Origin of the sequence: Amycolatopsis sp. NPDC004625 (assembly GCF_040609695.1) — a bacterium.
In the GTDB taxonomy this organism is placed as follows: domain Bacteria; phylum Actinomycetota; class Actinomycetes; order Mycobacteriales; family Pseudonocardiaceae; genus Amycolatopsis.
Map to the genome: position 1 here is coordinate 65,766 of NZ_JBEXKX010000003.1, position 15,159 is coordinate 80,924.

The following is a 15,159-nucleotide window of genomic DNA, read 5'->3' on the forward strand; positions in this document are numbered from 1 at the left end:
ATAGCGGCTGTGTGCCGTCCCAGTGCGACTTTCGCCGTCTGGTCGAGCGCGTGGCTCAACGGGGCCGCCGCGTCCGACGATGTCCTCGATGCCCTGCTCGCGTGGGGTGAGGCCCACGACGTCGTGGCCGCCGACGCGCCCGCGGCCGAAGCGTTCGCGCTCCCGCTGGCGTTCAACCGGGCGGCCACGCCGGTGCAGCTGCTGATGGCGCTGCGTTCGCAAGGAGCGAAATCCCTGCAGCTGGTGCTCCCGGTCCCGGGCGACGTCCGCGGCCTCGGCGGCGGTGGCCCGTTCACCGAGGCGGCGTTGCGCGCGGGTGACGCGCTGGTGCTGCCCGAGCTCGGGTTCGGCGTGGTGCCGGAGCCGATCGCCGAAGGTCTGGTGCGCTGGACGGTCTACTCGCTGGCCACCCCGACCGCGCCGGAGTACGTGGCGCTCGGCGAGGCCGAACACGGGCTGACGGACGCGATCCGCGCCAGCGCCGGGGCGTTGCAGACCCTGGACGTGGCTTCGGACCGGCCGGGCGTGCGCGCGGAGCTGTCGGCGCACCTGCGGTCGCGGCCGGACGTCGACTGGCCGGCCGGGACGCCCGGGCGCGCGTTGCGGGTGCTGCAGCGCGCCGAGGAGATCGCGGCGATCCTGGTGATCGCGTTGTCGGACGAGCCGGGCGGGGCGTTGTCGGCCTCGGCGTCGACGCTGCGGGCCCAGGCGCTGCGGCCGTTGTCGGACGCGGTCCGCACGGCCCGCTGCGCGGCGATCAACGAGGCGGTGCGGGTGTTCGCGGAGCAGACGGCCCGCGAGGGCTGAGGGTCCGAGCGCCCCAAGGCCGCCTTGGGGCGCTCGTCCGCGTCAGCGGGCCGGGCGCTTCGCCGGTTCGCAGCAGCCGATCGCGCAGGGCGCGCCGTTCACCGTGCACCCTGCCGCGGGGAACGGGGACAGCTTCCGCGGCGCCACCCCGTGCGTGTGCTCGCGGATCAGCTCCACCACCAGCTCCGCGAACCGCGGGTCGGACCCCGCCGTCGCCGCGCGGGCGAACTTCATCCCGTGCTCGGCCGCGCGTTCCGCGGCCTCGTTGTCCAGGTCCCAGATCACCTCGAGGTGGTCGGACACGAACCCGATCGGCGAGACGACCACGCCCGGCACCCCGGCTTCGTGCAGCGCGTCGAGGTGGTCGACGATGTCCGGCTCCAGCCACGGCACCTGCGGCGGCCCGGACCGCGACTGCCAGACGACGTCGTACTCCGCGATGCCGGCCTCGGCCGCCACCAGGCGGGCCGCTTCGGCGATCTGGCGCGAGTAGCGGTGGCCGCCCTCCGGCGGCGGACCCGAGGCGCGGTCCGCGCTTTCCGGCACCGAGTGGGCCGTGAAGACCGTGCGGATCCCCGGCTCGTCCCCCAGCGACGCGTGGGCCGCGCGGACGCCGTCGGCCACCGCCGAGACGAACAGCGGGTGGTCGAAGAACTGGCGGATCTTCACCAGTTCGGGCGCACCGTCGCCGACCGCCGCGCGGGCGCGCTCGATGTCCTCGTCGTACTGGCGGCACGCCGAGTAGCCGCCGTACGCGCTCGTGGGGAACACCAGGACCCGCTTCGCGCCTTCCGCCGTCAGGGCGGCCAGGGTCTCCTCGACCATCGGGTGCCAGTTGCGGTTGCCGAAGTGCACCGGCAGGTCCATGCCGGCGCCCGCGAGCCGCTTCTCGACCGCCGCCATCGCTTCGCGGTTCAGCTTGTTGATCGGCGAAACCCCGCCGAAGTGCCGGTAGTGCTCGGCGACCTCCAGCAGCCGTTCGCGCGGCACGCCGCGGCCCCTGGTGACGTTTTCGAGGAACGGCATGACGTCGTCGGGTCCTTCCGGACCGCCGAACGAAAGCCACAGCAACGCGTCGTATCCCACCCCGCCATCTTGCCGTTGTGGCCGCCCGCACGCTGACCCGGACCCGTTATGAATCGACCAGTCCAAAACCGTGGTACGGTCCTCGCATGGCCAGGCCACGGGAGTTCGACGAGACCGCCGCCGTCGAGAAGGCGATGCACGCCTTCTGGGCGCACGGCTACGAAGCGACGTCGACGCAGGACCTGTGCGAGGCCACCGGACTCGGCCGCAGCAGCGTCTACAACACCTTCAGCAGCAAGAAAGCGCTCTTCCGGCGGTCTTTGGAGCATTACACCGGCACCCGGCTGGACAAGCGGCAGGCGATCCTCGACGGCCCGGGCACCGCGGCCGAGCGACTCGCCGCGGTGCTCGACAGCGCCATCGAAGACGACGCCGACGAGCGCCGCCGCGGCTGCCTGGTGGTCAACACCCTGGCCGAATTGGGCGTCCCCGACGACGAGGTCGGCACCGCCCTGCAGGCGGACACCGACCGGAATCTCACCATGTTCGCCGAGTGCGTCCGGGAAGGCGTGCTCGACGCCAGCCTCCGGGACGGCCTCGACCCCGCCGAGGTGGCGGAGTTCCTGCTCAGCACCACCTCGGGCCTGCGCGTGATGGCCCGCCGGGGCACGAGCCGCCGGAGCATGCACGCCGTCGCCGACCTCGCGCTTTCGGCCATCACGCGCTGACCACCGCCCGACCGCGCGATCACGCACGCCCTGATTTTGAACTGACCGATACATAACTGGAGGGACCGTTATGCCGCTGGCCGTCTTCGTCCTCGGGCTCAGCGTGTTCGCGCTGGGCACGTCCGAGTTCATGATCACCGGCCTGCTCCCCGGCATGGCCGCCGACCTGCACGTCAGCATCCCCGACGCCGGCCTGCTGATCTCGGCGTTCGCCGTCGGCATGGTCGTCGGGGCACCGCTGCTGGCGATCGGGACGCTGCGGCTCCCCCGCCGCCGGACGCTGCTCACCCTGCTCGGCGTGTTCGTCGTGGCGCACGTCGTCGGCGCCCTCGCCGGCAGCTACGCGCTGCTCTTCGCGACGCGGGTCGTGGCCGCCCTCGCCTGCGCCGGGTTCTGGGCCGTCGCCCTGGCGACGACGATCGCGCTCGTGCCGGCGGACCGGCGCGGCCGGGCGATGGCGGTGCTGGTCGGCGGGCTGACCGTGGCGAACATCGCCGGCGTCCCGGCGGGGACGTTCCTCGGCCAGCACGCGGGCTGGCGGGCGGCGTTCTGGGCGGTGGCCGCGGTGACGCTGGTCGCGGTGGCGGGTGTGGCCCTGCTGGTGCCCGAAACGACCGGCGACGCGGTCGGCGTCCGCACCGAACTGCGGCTGTACCGGCGGGGCCGGGTCTGGCTCGCCCTCGGCGTGATCGCGCTGGCGCAGGCCATGATCTTCGCCGCGTTCAGCTACCTCGCACCGCTGCTGACCGAGACCGACGGGCTCCCCGAGGGCTGGGTGCCCGGTGTCCTCGCGCTGTTCGGCGTCGGCGCGCTGATCGGGATCAGCGCGAGCGGCCGGCTCGCCGACCGGCGGCCGTTCGCCACGCTCTACAGCTGCCTCGCGCTCGCGCTGGCCGCCCTGCTCGTGCTCGCCCTGACCACCGACGCGCTGGTCGCCGTCGCGGCCGTGTTCGTCTTCGGGGTGGCCGGGTTCGGCGCGAACCCGGCGTTGAACGTGCGTGCCTACCAGGCCGCCGGTGACGCGCCGACGCTCGTCGGCGCGAGCACGACGGCGGCGTTCAACGTCGGCAACACCGCCGGCCCGTGGCTGGGCGGCGCCGCGATCGACGCCGGCCTCGGCTTCCCGAGCGTCGCCTGGACCGGCATCGCCCTCGGCGTCGCCACGCTGGCCGCGCTCACGGTCGCCGCCACCGTCCAGCGCAGCGACGACCGGGAGCTCGTGGCCGTGTGAGGCTCAGACGCCGAGGAAGTGGACCCCGCCGTCGACCATGATCATCGAGCCGGTGGTGGCGGGGAGCCAGTCCGAGAGGACCGCGCAGACGCTCTTCGCCACCGGGTCCGGGTCGGTGCTGTCCCAGCCGAGCGGCGCGCGCTCGCCCCAGCCGTCCTCCAGGTCGACGAAGCCCGGGATGGACTTCGCGGCCATCGTCTTCATCGGGCCCGCGCTGACCAGGTTGACGCGGATGCCCTGCGGCCCCAGCTCCTTGGCCAGGTACCGGTTGACCGACTCGAGCCCGGCCTTCGCGACGCCCATCCAGTTGTAGACCGGCCACGCGACGCGCGCGTCGAAGTCCATGCCGACGTAGGACGCGCCCCGGCCCATCAGCGGCAGGCACGCCTTCGCCAGCGACATGTACGAGTACGTCGAGATCTCGATCGCGGTCTTGACGTCTTCGGCCGGCGCGTCCAGGAACGGCGCGCCGAGGCAGGTCTGCGGGGCGAAGCCGATCGAGTGCAGCACGCCGTCGAGGCCGTCGACGTGCTCGCGGACCTTGTCCGCGAGGCCGTCCAGGTGCTCCTGGTTGGTGACGTCCAGCTCGATCACCGGCGCCTCTTCGGGCAGCCGCTTCGCGATGCGCTCGACCAGCGACATGCGGCCGAAGCCGGTCAGCACGACCTTGGCGCCCTCCTGCTGCGCGATCTTGGCCGCGTGGAAGGCGAGCGAAGCGTCGGTGATGATGCCGGTGATCAGCAGGCGCTTGCCTTCGAGCAGTCCGGGCACGGGTCCTCCAAGTCGTGGTTCTGGGTCAGGGGAATTCAGTGGCCGAGGCCGAGGCCGCCGTCGACGGGCAGCACCGCGCCGTTGACGTAGCCGGCCTCGTCCGACGCGAGGTACCGCACGGCGGCGGCGATCTCCGACGGCTCGGCGTACCGGCCGGAGGGCACCTGCGCGAGGATCTCCTTCTTGCGGGCCTCGGGCAGCTCGTCGGTCATGTCGGTGTGCACGAACCCGGGCGCGATGACGTTCGAGGTGATGTTGCGCGAGCCGAGCTCCCGGGCCAGCGAGCGCGCGAACCCGACGAGGCCGGCCTTGGACGCGGCGTAGTTCGCCTGGCCGGCCGAGCCGGAGAGGCCGACGACCGAGGAGATGAAGACGAACCGGCCCCACTTCCCGCGGAGCATGCCCCGGGAGGCGCGCTTGGCGACGCGGAAGGCGCCGGTCAGGTTGGCGTTCAGGACGCGCTCGAACTGCTCGTCGCTCATCCGCATCAGCAGCGTGTCGTCGGTCAGGCCGGCGTTGGAGACGAGCACCTCGACCGGGCCCTGGTGCTCTTCGACGAGCTTGAAAGCGGCGTCGACCTGCTCGGAGTCGGTGACGTCGGCCTGCACGCCGAAGAGGCCTTCGGGCGCCCCCGAACCACGGTGCGTGACGGCGACCCGGTGCCCCTGCCCGGCGAGGTCCCGGGCGATCGCCAGACCGATGCCCCGGTTGCCCCCGGTGACCAGAACCGACCGTCCCACTGTGCTCTCCACTCTTCGTCTGCGCGGCTGACGCGCACGAGGTTATCGGCAGTGCCCGCGGGTCGCGCACCCGCGTTGGCGTCTTCGCGACCGTCCTAAGCCGGTGTTAGGAACTGCCTCCCGACCTTGCTGGTTACCCGCTGGTTGGTCACCGTGAGTCGCAACACAGGAGGTCGACGATGACAACCCGGATCAGCGACCCACCGCGACACCGCGTGCGCGAGCACCCGGTCGAGACGCGCGCGTGATCCGGTGCTCGTTCTCAACGAGACAGCTCGATCCTCCGTGATCGACTCGCCGTCGTCGTTCTCGAGGATCTCCGTGCCATCGTCGCGAATCCACCCGCCTATCACGATCTCCGCCTGACCGGACTCGGCGCGATGCCATGCTCTCGGCGGTAGTCCGCCTCGCAATGCGGGCACTGATGTGGCACACCATGCGCCCGACGGTCGGACAGCGGGCGGAACTCGGCGACCGCGGTGAGACCGCACAGCATGGTGACGTCATGGCCCGGTGCAGGAATTCCCGTCAGCCGGGTCCGATGCCACTCCCCCTCGACTACCGGATGAATCGCCTCCGGATCAATGTGGATCACCGCTGCCATCATCTACCCCACCACTACTTATCATGACGTGTTGACAACTAACCGTGACATCGCGTCGTCAGCTTGTCAAGATGAGTTAGCAAGTGGGAGAATTGAGTGCATGGTCGATCGAATAAGTGGAGTCCCAGCCTTCCGCCAGGTCGCGGCCGATCTCCGCGAGAAGATCGTCTCCGGTCGGTTCGCGCCCGGCGCGAAGTTACCCAGCGAACACGACCTCGTCGGGACGTACGGCGTCTCGCGTCCAACGATCCGCGAAGCCGTTGACGTACTGCGCAGTGAAGGTCTGGTCACCTCGCAACACGGACGCGGTGTCTTCGTGCGCCCGCCTGCCAGCATCCAGCGGGTCGCACGGTCACGACTGTCCCGCGACGCACGCGAGCGCAACCACGGCGCGTTCCTTGCCGATGCCGCGGCCGGCGACTTCGCACCGTCGACGTCTGTCAAAATCCGCTTCGAGCCGGCCGACGCGCGCGTAGCCGGGCCCCTCGCCATCGACGAAGGGACCGAGGTCACCGTCCGCGACCGCGTGATGCGTGCCGACGGGCTCGTGGTCCAGCTTGCGGTGTCCCGCCTCCCGCGCGAGCTGACGCGCGGCACCGCCATCGAGGACGTCGACACCGGACCTGGCGGCACGTACGCGCGGCTGGAAGAGGCAGGCCGAACCATCGGATCGTTCGCCGAGCACGTCGGCGCGCGGATGCCGACGCCCGCCGAGGCGACGCAACTCCAGCTCGCCGGAGGTGTCCCGGTCATCACCGTTACCCGCGTCGCTTATAGCAGCGACGGCACACCGCTGGAGATGAACGACATGGTGCTCGCGTCCGACCGCTACGAACTGTCGTACGAGTGGCCGGCTGACTAGCCTCGGCAACTCTGAAAGGCAATCCACGGATGAAAGGATCGGCATGAAGACGTATCGCAAGCATAAGTGCGAGAAGAAGCACCGCACGTACAAGACCTTCGCCGAGTGCGCGTGGAGTCAGAAAGGCATACCGGTTGACGCCAGCGGCGACGGACCGTTCGCATCGGTCAGCACGTGCGCCCGCAACTACAGTCTACCCAGCTACCGGCGCATAACGACCGTATACCCGTTCGCTACGGCCGAAGACGCAGAAAAAGCAAGAGCGCTCATCGACGCCACGGCATGCGGCGGCAACTGCCGGAAGCAACACGAGGTCGTTCGCATTGAGCGGTGACGCCGCGGTTCGCCTAAGGGGTGATGGTCAGCGCCATCTGTTCGGCTGCCGTCAGAATGAGCAAGCAAAACTCAACCGCATCAGAACGAACGGTTCCGAACCTGCGGCCTTTGTCGGCACGACGTGGACTGGGACAACTCGCAGACCCGCGAGAACGCGAACGAACTCGGACCTGGTTCCACGCGAGCGCGTGTCACCGTCCTAAGCCCACGTTAGGAACTGCCTCCCGACCTTGCTGGTTACCCGCTGGTTGGTCACCGTGAGTCGCAACACAGGAGGTCGACGATGACAACCCGGATCAGCCCCGCGACCACGGGGGGCGTCAGCGAAAAGCGCGTGATCGGCAATGTGCTGCGCGGCTCGATCGGCAACTTGATCGAGTGGTACGACTGGTACGCCTACGCGGCGTTCACCACCTACTTCGCCAAGTCCTTCTTCCCGACGACCGACACCACGGCCGCGTTCCTCGGGACCGCCGCGGTGTTCGCCGTCGGGTTCCTCATGCGGCCGCTGGGCGGGTGGATGCTCGGCCGGTTCGCCGACCGGTTCGGCCGCCGCCGGGCCCTGGTGCTTTCCGTCACGCTCATGGCCGGCGGCTCGCTGCTCATCGCCGTCACGCCGGGCTATCACACGATCGGGATCGCCGCGCCGATCCTGCTGCTGACCGCGCGGCTGATCCAGGGCCTCTCGGTCGGCGGCGAGTACTCCACCTCGGCGACCTACCTGTCCGAAGTGGCCACGCCCGGCAAGCGCGGCTTCTACTCGAGCTTCCAGTACGTGACCCTCTACGGCGGCCAGCTGCTCGCCCTCGGCCTCCAGCTGGTCCTGCAGGCCCTGCTCACCGAACAGCAGCTGACGTCGTGGGGCTGGCGGATCGCGTTCGGCGTCGGCACGGTCGCCGCGCTCACCGTGATGTGGCTGCGCCGCGGCATGGACGAGTCCGAGAGCTACACGCGCGAAGCCGGGGAGAGCAAGGGCGAACGCGGCACCCTCCGCACCCTGGCCAAGTACCCCAAGGAGATCGCGCTCGTCGTCGGCCTGACCCTCGGCGGCACGGTGGCCTTCTACACCTTCGCCACCTACAGCCAGAAGTTCCTCGAGAACACCGCCCACATCCCGCGGCGCACGGTCACGATCATCCTGTTCTCCGCGATCCTGCTCGCGGCGATCCTGCAGCCGCTCGCGGGAAAGCTGTCCGACCGGATCGGCCGCCGCCCGCTGCTGCTGTTCTTCGGCGTCGCGGGCACGCTGCTCACCGTGCCGATCATGACGGTGATGGGCTCCACCCGGAACCCGGTGGGCGCGTTCTTCCTGGTGCTGGCCGGTCTCGTCGTGGTCGCCGGGTACACGTCGATCAACGCGATCGTGAAGGCCGAGCTGTTCCCGACGAAGATCCGCGCCATCGGCGTCGGGCTGCCGTACGCGCTGACCGTGGCGATCTTCGGCGGGACCGCGGAGCTGATCGCGCAGGCGCTCAAGAGCGCCGGGCACGAGCCGGTCTTCTTCTGGTACGTCGCGGGCTGCGTCCTGGTTTCCCTGATCGTCTACGGCACAATGCGGGAAACCTCGAAGACGTCCGAGCTGGAAGAGCGTAGCGAAGACGAACACTGACAAGGGGATGGCCGTGCGCGTGCTCCTCGTCGAAGACGACGCGGGTGTCGCCGGCGCGCTCGCCGAGTCGCTGCACGCGCGCGGCCACCCCGTCACCAGCGTCGCCCGCGGGGCCGACGCCCTGCACCACCACCGCGCCGCCGACCTCGTCCTGCTGGACCTGGGCCTGCCGGACCTCGACGGCCTCGACGTCCTGCGCAAGATCCGGGCCGTCTCGCCGGTCCCGGTGATCGTGCTGACCGCCCGCGGCGATGAACGCTCGGTGGTGCGCGGGCTGCGGCTCGGCGCGGACGACTACCTGACCAAGCCGGTGCGGCTGGCCGAGCTGCTGGCCCGGATGGACGCGGTCGTGCGGCGCGCGGTGGCCCGCGCCGCGCCTGCGGGCGACGTCGTGCGCGTCGAGGACGTCGAGATCGACCTCGGCGCCCGCCGGGTGCTGGTCGCCGGGCACGACGTCGGGCTCACCACCAAGGAGTTCGAGATCCTGGCCGTGCTCGCCGTCCGGCCGGGCACCGCGGTGAGCCGCCAGCAGCTGATGGACGAGGTCTGGGGCGACGCCTACCTCGCGGTGTCGCGCTCGCTCGACGTCCACCTGACCGGGCTGCGCGCCAAGCTCGACCGGCCGGGGCTGCTGACCACCATCCGCGGCTTCGGCTACCGCCTCGGCCGGGACTGACCGGCCGTGCGCACCCGGCTGCTGGTCGTCCTGGTCGCCCTCGCCCTCGCGGTGGTCGCCGCCTTCGCGGTGCCGCTGCTCGCCTCGACGGCCGAGCAGCGCACGCAGCAGCTGGTCATCTCCCGCACCGCCGACGTCGACCGGTTCGTCGTGCTGGCCCAGCAGGCCGTCGACACCCGCGACCCGGCCGCCCTGGCCGCGGACGCCGCCCGCTACGCCGAGCTGTACGGCGAAGGCGTCGTCATCGTCGACGCCCGGCGTGTCCCGCTGGTGCAGGCGGGCGGGCTGACCGCGGCCGACCCCGCGGTGCACACCCTGGTCGAGGCGACCATGCGCAACGAGCCGGCCCCGCGCGTGGACGGGCTCTCGCCGTGGTCGGCCGAGCCGGCCTACTTCGCCCGTCCGGTCGGCACCGGCACGCGCGTGTCCGGGGTGGTCGTGCTGCGCGCGTCGGTGACGGCGGCGGCCGCGGACGTCGCCACCCGCTGGGGCACCGTCGGCGCCGGCGCCCTGCTGGTCGCGGTGGTGTTCGTGCTGCTGGCCGTGGTGCTGGCCCGGTGGATGGTGCGGCCGCTGCACGAGCTGGAGACCGGCGTGCTGGCCGTGGCCGCCGGGCACCGCGCGCACGTCCCGGAGCGCGCCGGGCCGCGCGAGCTGCGGTTGCTCGCCGCCGAGGTCAACCGGATGTCCGAGGCCGTCCTCGAAGCCGCCGACCAGCAGCACCGGCTGGTCGCCGACGCTTCGCACCAGCTCCGGAACCCGATGGCCGCGCTGCGGCTGCGCGTCGACTCCCTGGCCGGGCGCATCGAGGGCGACGACACCACCTACCGCGCCACCGTCGCCGAGGTGGAACGCCTCGAAAAGCTGCTGGACGGGCTGCTCGCCCTGGCGCTGGCGGAGAGCACGGCCACCCGCGTCGCGGCCGGCGGCACCGACGCGGCCTGCGACCTCGTGTCCGTGCTCGCCGAACGCGTCGACGCCTGGCGCCCGGCCGCCGAGGACGCCGGGTCGGCGATCGTGCCTCCACCGGGCCACGAGGAGCCGGTCACCGTGCGCTGCCCCGAGGGCGAGCTCGCGCAGATCCTCGACGTCCTGCTCGACAACGCCGTCCACTACGCCGGCCGCGGCGCGACGATCACCACGCGCTGGGAAACCGGCCCTTCGACCGCCACGCTGGTCGTCGCCGACGACGGCCCGGGACTGTCCACAGCAGACCGCGCACGGGCGACCGAACGGTTCTGGCGCGCGGGTGGCGAAGGCGCCCCACGCGGCACCGGCCTCGGCTTGGCCATCGCGCACCAGCAGGTCCGCACCCGCGGCGGGGTCCTGGAGCTGCGGCAGGCGCACCCGCACGGCCTCGAAGCCCGTGTCACGCTGCCCTTGCAGGAGGTGCCCGCATGACCCTCACCCGCCGCACCGCCCTGCTCGGCAGCCTCGGCCTCGCCCTCGCCGGGTGCTCGGCCCGCGGCTACGACGGCCCCGAACGGGAGGTCACCATCGCCGCGGGCGAGCGTGGGGGGTTCTACCTGGCCTTCGCGGAGCTGCTGGCGGCCGAGCTGAGCCGGGCGGAGCCGCGGCTGCACGCCGCCGCGGTGCCGACCGAGGCGAGCGTCGCCAACGTCGATCTGGTGCGGCGTGGGCGGGCCGACCTCGGGCTGGTGCTCGCCGACGTCGCCCAGACGGCGGTGCGCGGCGACGCGCCGTTCGCCGGGAAGGTGCCGCTGCTCGCGCTCGGCCGCGTCTACGAGAACTACCTGCAGCTCGTGGTCTTGGCCGACGGGCCGGTCCGCGGGCTCGCCGACCTGGCCGGGCGCCCGGTGTCCCTGGGCGCGAACGGCTCCGGCGCGGCCCAGCTCGGCGAGCGCGTGTTCGCGAAGGCGGGCGTCGCGGTGGACGCCCGCCACCTGCTGTTCGACGACGCGGTCCGGGCACTGGCCGGCCGGCGGATCGACGCGATGCTGTGGTCGGGCGGCGTGCCGACGCCGAAGCTCGCGGACCTCACCCGGACGACGCCGATCGCGCTGCTGGCCCTGGATTCGGTGGTGCCCCCGCTGCGAGCGGCGTACGGCCCGGTGTACGACCAGGTCCAGGTCCCCGACGGCGCGTACCGCGGAGTCGGCGCGTTGAGCACGATCGGCGTCGCGAACCTGCTGGTGTGCGCCCCTTCCCTGCCCGACGACGTGGCCGCGGCGGTGGTCCGGCTGCTCGTGGAACGCGCCACGGCGCTGGTACCCGCGGAGGCGGTCGGGACGCAGTTCCTGGACGTGCGGACGCTGATCGGCACCGAGCCGGTGCCGCTACAGCCGGGCGCGGCGGCCGCTTACCGGGCGCTGCACGGCTGAGCGCTAGATTGACCCCGTGACCGAACCCCGCCGCCCGCTCGTCGAGATGCCGCTGCGCGTGCGCTACCACGAATGCGACGGCCAGGGCATCGTCTTCAACGCCCACTACCTGGCCTATGTGGACATGTGCGCCTTCGAGGCGGAGAAGGCGCTCTTCGGCTCGCACGACGAGTTCCTCGCCCACCGCACCGACGTCGTCGTCGCGGAGGCGAACCTCAAGTTCCACGCCCCGGCCCGGTACGACGACGAACTGGTCGTCTCGCAGTACCTGACCCACCTCGGCACGACGTCGCTGATCTTCGACTTCGAGATCCGCCGCGGCGACACGGCCATCGCGGCGGCGACCGTCCGGTACGTCTTCATCGACCCGGCCACCCTGCGGCCCGCCGCGCCGCCCGACGCCGTCCGCAAGGTGTACGCGGACCTGCTCGGGGACTGAGCCGTGTTCCGCGTTCTCTTCTACCACCCCGAAATCCCGCCCAACACCGGCAACGCGATCCGCCTGGCCGCCAACACCGGCTGCGAGCTGCACCTGGTCGAACCGCTCGGTTTCACGTTGGAGGACAAGCAGCTCCGCCGCGCCGGGCTCGACTACCACGACCTGGCCCGCGTCCACGTCCACACGGGCCTCGCGGCGGCCTGGCACGCCCTGCTCCCGGCGAAGGTGTACGCGTTCAGCGCGTCGGCGAGCCGGCTCTACACCGACGTCGCCTACACCCCGGGCGACGTGCTGATGTTCGGGCCCGAGTCGGTCGGCTTGCCCGCCGAGGTGCAGGACGCGCCCGAAGTGACCGACCGCGTGCGGCTGCCGATGCGGCCGTCGAACCGCTCGCTCAACCTCGCCAACACCGCGGCCATCACGGTCTACGAAGCCTGGCGCCAGAACGGCTTCCGGTAGGTTCGCCGGATGCGACAGCAGTTCCTGGGGGTGCTCATCGGCGCCGCGTTCGGCACGGTGTTCGTCCTCGTCAACTCCGGTCCCCCGCTGCCCGCCGCGCTCGGCTGGGTGCTGCGCGCCCTCGCCGTGGTCGTGCTCGCCGCCGTCGTCGTCCTGGGCCTGCGTGCCGGTGGACGCCCCACGCTGGAAGACCGGCCGGTGTTCGGACCGGGCTACCGGGTGATCGTCGTCGGCGAGGTGGTGCTGCTCGTCGCCGGGTTCTTCGTGCTGAGCCTGCTCGACGCGCCCGTCCAGGCCAACGTCGCCTGGATCGCCACCGTCGTCGGGCTCCACTTCGTCGCACTCGCGTCCGCGTGGAAGACCCGCTCGATCCTGGTGGTCGGCGCGGTGCTGACCGGACTCGGCGTCGCCGGTCTCGCCCTGCTCGGAAGCGAGCCGGAATGGGTGCCGTTCGTCAGCGGGGTGCTCTCCGGGGTGACCCTGCTCGGCGGAAGCCTGTACGGCGTCCGCCGAGCCTGAGTCACGGCAATCGCTGCCCGAAGAACAGGCTCGCCGCCGCGCCCAGCATCAGGATCAGCGTGCCCACCACGACCCACGGCTTGCTCGCGTCGGCGTCCTTGAGCTCGTAACCGATCTGCTCGCCGAGGTCGGCGTAGACCTTCTTCAGCTCCTCGGCGCTGGCGGCCTTGTAGAAGTCGCCCCCCGACAGCCGGGCGATCTCGCGCAGGGACTCGTCGTCCACGCTCACCGGCTGCTGCTTGTCGTCGATGGTGACCGAACCGTGGGTGGTGCCGAAGGAGATCGACGAGATCGGCACCCCGGCCTGCTTCGCCGCCTGCGCCGCCGTGTAGCCGCCGCGCGCCGCGTACAGGTCCTCGGGCACGGTCTGCTTGCCGTCGGACATCAGCACGATCCGCGCCGGCGGCGGCCCGTCGGCGCCGCCGACGACGCTGGAGAAGCTCTCCACCGACTGCAGCGCCGCGAAGATGCCTTCACCGGTCGCCGTCGACTGGGCCAGCTTCAGGTTTTCGATCGCCTTGATCACGCCGTTGCGGTCGGTGGTCGGATTGACCAGCACCGTCGCCGTGCCCGCGAACGAGATCAGCCCCAGGTTGATGCCCGGCGTCATGTTCCGCGCGAAGCTCGTGGCCGCCTCCTGGGCCGCCTGCAGCCGGGTCGGGGCGACGTCGGTGGCCTCCATCGACAGCGACACGTCGATCACCAGCATCACGGTCGCCCGGTTGCGCGGCACCTTCTGCTCGGCGGTCGGCCCGGCCAGCGACACCGTGAGCAGCAGCAACGCCAGCATGATGAGCACCGCGGGCAGGTGCCGGACCCAGCCCTGGCTCTTCGGCGCGACCTTCTCCAGCAGCTCCAGGTTCGCGAACCGCATGGTCCGCTTCCGGCGCGCCCGCTGGGCGAGCACGTACCCGATCGCCACCGCGGCCACCGCGATCAGCAGCAGGAACCACCAGGGTGAGGCGAACCCCGTCAAGCTCATGCCCACACCCCGCTGACGCTCGGTGCCGCCTCAGCCGGCAGCGCAGGCAGCGCAGTGTGGAACGGTTCGGTCGCAGGCTTCCTCACGCCACACCCCCCGACCAGCGGCGCTTGCGGGCGACGACGAACCGCACCATGTCGGCGATCCAGTCCGCGTCGGTGCGCAGCGTCAGGTGCGCCGCGCCCGCGCGGCGCAGGCCGGCCGCCACCTTCTGCCGGTGGGCGTGGGCCGCGGCCCCGAACTCCTTGCGCAGCAAGGCCGACGCGTGCACTTCGCGCTGTTTCCCTGTCTCCGGGTCGGCCAGCACGACGGTGCCCACCTCGGGCAGGTCGACGTCGCGCGGGTCGAGGACTTCGATCGCGATCAGTTCGTGGCGCCCGCCCAGCGCCCGCAGCGGCCGCTCCCAGGACTCGTCGCCCAGGAAGTCGGAAATCACCACGGCCAGGCCCCGCCGGCGCGGCGGACGGCGCAGCGCTTCGAGGGCCGTGGCGAAGTCGCCCCGGGTGCCCTCGGCCGCGCGCGGGGTCTCGGCGACCTTGCGCACCAGCCCGCGGGCGTGCGCCAGGCCGCCGCGGGCCGGGATGCGCGCGGTGTCGGCGCCGGTGGAGATGAGCGCGCCGATCCGGTTGCCGCCGCCCCCGGTCAGGTGCGCGACCGCCGCGACGGCGCAGACCACCAGGTCGCGCTTCTCGCACAGCGCGGTGCCGAAGTCGAGACTCGCCGAAAGGTCGGCGACCACCCACGTCTCCAGCTCGCGGTCGGCCACGGTTTCGCGGATGTGCGGGGTCGTGGTGCGGGCGGTCACCGCCCAGTCCATCCGGCGCACGTCGTCGCCGGGCTGGTACGGGCGGGCCTCACCGGGCTCGGACCCCGGCCCCGGCACCAGGCCGAGGTGGTTGCCCTGCAGCAGCCCGTCGAGCCGGCGGCGGACGTCGAGCTCCAGCGTGCGCAGCCCGGCCTCCATCCGGTCGCCCCGCAGGACGGGCGGCGCCCACGAAGGGCGTTCGCCCTTCTCGTTCTTCGCCATC

At 71.9% G+C, this 15,159-nt stretch carries 17 protein-coding genes; 12 read left to right on the plus strand and 5 right to left on the minus strand.

The features are described from left to right. Nucleotides 1-9 precede the first annotated feature (9 nt). Complete coding sequence (locus tag ABZW17_RS04030; RefSeq protein ID WP_354809401.1) at nt 10-807, plus strand: hypothetical protein; 798 nt, start codon at nt 10-12, stop codon at nt 805-807. A 42-nt stretch (nt 808-849) separates the two neighbouring features. Here ABZW17_RS04030 and ABZW17_RS04035 read toward each other — a convergent pair whose 3' ends face one another. Continuing rightward, on the minus strand, nt 850-1,893 hold the full coding sequence (locus ABZW17_RS04035) for a ferrochelatase (protein ID WP_354809403.1): 1,044 nt from the start codon (nt 1,891-1,893) through the stop codon (nt 850-852). Between the two features lie 86 nt (nt 1,894-1,979). On the opposite strand from ABZW17_RS04035, the gene ABZW17_RS04040 reads away from it, so the two are divergent. Together ABZW17_RS04040 and ABZW17_RS04045 are read left to right on the plus strand one after the other, a co-directional pair. Further along, nucleotides 1,980-2,561, plus strand: coding sequence for a TetR/AcrR family transcriptional regulator (locus ABZW17_RS04040; RefSeq protein ID WP_354809405.1), 582 nt, complete (start codon nt 1,980-1,982; stop codon nt 2,559-2,561). A gap of 70 nt (nt 2,562-2,631) precedes the next feature. Then, entirely contained in the window at nt 2,632-3,792 is a 1,161-nt protein-coding gene (locus ABZW17_RS04045) for a Cmx/CmrA family chloramphenicol efflux MFS transporter (protein ID WP_354809407.1), read from the plus strand. A gap of 3 nt (nt 3,793-3,795) precedes the next feature. On the opposite strand, the gene fabI is transcribed toward ABZW17_RS04045, so the two are convergent. Beyond that, nucleotides 3,796-4,563 (minus strand): enoyl-ACP reductase FabI, encoded by a 768-nt coding sequence (fabI, locus tag ABZW17_RS04050; RefSeq protein ID WP_086853898.1) that lies wholly within the window; start codon nt 4,561-4,563, stop codon nt 3,796-3,798. Between the two features lie 35 nt (nt 4,564-4,598). Beyond that, nucleotides 4,599-5,303 carry a beta-ketoacyl-ACP reductase gene (locus tag ABZW17_RS04055; RefSeq protein WP_354809409.1) on the minus strand — a complete coding sequence of 235 codons (705 nt, stop codon included), beginning with the start codon at nt 5,301-5,303 and terminating at the stop codon, nt 4,599-4,601. Nucleotides 5,304-6,007: 704 nt separating this feature from the next. On the opposite strand from ABZW17_RS04055, the gene ABZW17_RS04060 reads away from it, so the two are divergent. From ABZW17_RS04060 to ABZW17_RS04100, 9 genes are all read left to right on the plus strand, one after another. Beyond that, nucleotides 6,008-6,769: a GntR family transcriptional regulator gene (locus tag ABZW17_RS04060; RefSeq protein ID WP_354809411.1), complete on the plus strand. Its 762-nt coding sequence runs from the start codon at nt 6,008-6,010 to the stop codon at nt 6,767-6,769. Between the two features lie 43 nt (nt 6,770-6,812). Further along, a complete protein-coding gene (locus ABZW17_RS04065; protein WP_354809413.1) occupies nt 6,813-7,103 on the plus strand; it encodes a hypothetical protein in 291 nt (96 codons plus the stop codon). 285 nt (nt 7,104-7,388) lie between these two features. Further along, the gene (locus tag ABZW17_RS04070) at nt 7,389-8,714 is read left to right on the plus strand and encodes an MFS transporter (protein ID WP_354809415.1); all 1,326 of its coding nucleotides are present in this window, start codon (nt 7,389-7,391) and stop codon (nt 8,712-8,714) included. A gap of 7 nt (nt 8,715-8,721) precedes the next feature. Beyond that, complete coding sequence (locus ABZW17_RS04075; protein ID WP_354809417.1) at nt 8,722-9,390, plus strand: response regulator transcription factor; 669 nt, start codon at nt 8,722-8,724, stop codon at nt 9,388-9,390. 6 nt (nt 9,391-9,396) lie between these two features. Then, nucleotides 9,397-10,791 carry a HAMP domain-containing sensor histidine kinase gene (locus ABZW17_RS04080; RefSeq protein WP_354809419.1) on the plus strand — a complete coding sequence of 465 codons (1,395 nt, stop codon included), beginning with the start codon at nt 9,397-9,399 and terminating at the stop codon, nt 10,789-10,791. Then, nucleotides 10,788-11,732, plus strand: coding sequence for a TAXI family TRAP transporter solute-binding subunit (locus ABZW17_RS04085; RefSeq protein ID WP_354809421.1), 945 nt, complete (start codon nt 10,788-10,790; stop codon nt 11,730-11,732). The genes ABZW17_RS04080 and ABZW17_RS04085 overlap by 4 nt, the downstream gene beginning before the upstream one ends. Nucleotides 11,733-11,748: 16 nt before the next feature. Continuing rightward, nucleotides 11,749-12,171 (plus strand): thioesterase family protein, encoded by a 423-nt coding sequence (locus tag ABZW17_RS04090; protein WP_354809423.1) that lies wholly within the window; start codon nt 11,749-11,751, stop codon nt 12,169-12,171. Between the two features lie 3 nt (nt 12,172-12,174). After that, entirely contained in the window at nt 12,175-12,630 is a 456-nt protein-coding gene (locus ABZW17_RS04095) for a tRNA (cytidine(34)-2'-O)-methyltransferase (protein ID WP_354809425.1), read from the plus strand. A gap of 9 nt (nt 12,631-12,639) precedes the next feature. Next, the gene (locus tag ABZW17_RS04100; RefSeq protein ID WP_354809427.1) at nt 12,640-13,149 is read left to right on the plus strand and encodes a hypothetical protein; all 510 of its coding nucleotides are present in this window, start codon (nt 12,640-12,642) and stop codon (nt 13,147-13,149) included. Between the two features lies 1 nt (nt 13,150). Here ABZW17_RS04100 and ABZW17_RS04105 read toward each other — a convergent pair whose 3' ends face one another. Beyond that, nucleotides 13,151-14,131, minus strand: coding sequence for a VWA domain-containing protein (locus ABZW17_RS04105; RefSeq protein WP_354809429.1), 981 nt, complete (start codon nt 14,129-14,131; stop codon nt 13,151-13,153). 82 nt (nt 14,132-14,213) lie between these two features. Beyond that, nucleotides 14,214-15,158: a DUF58 domain-containing protein gene (locus ABZW17_RS04110; protein WP_354809431.1), complete on the minus strand. Its 945-nt coding sequence runs from the start codon at nt 15,156-15,158 to the stop codon at nt 14,214-14,216. Between the last annotated feature and the right edge of the window lies 1 nt (nt 15,159).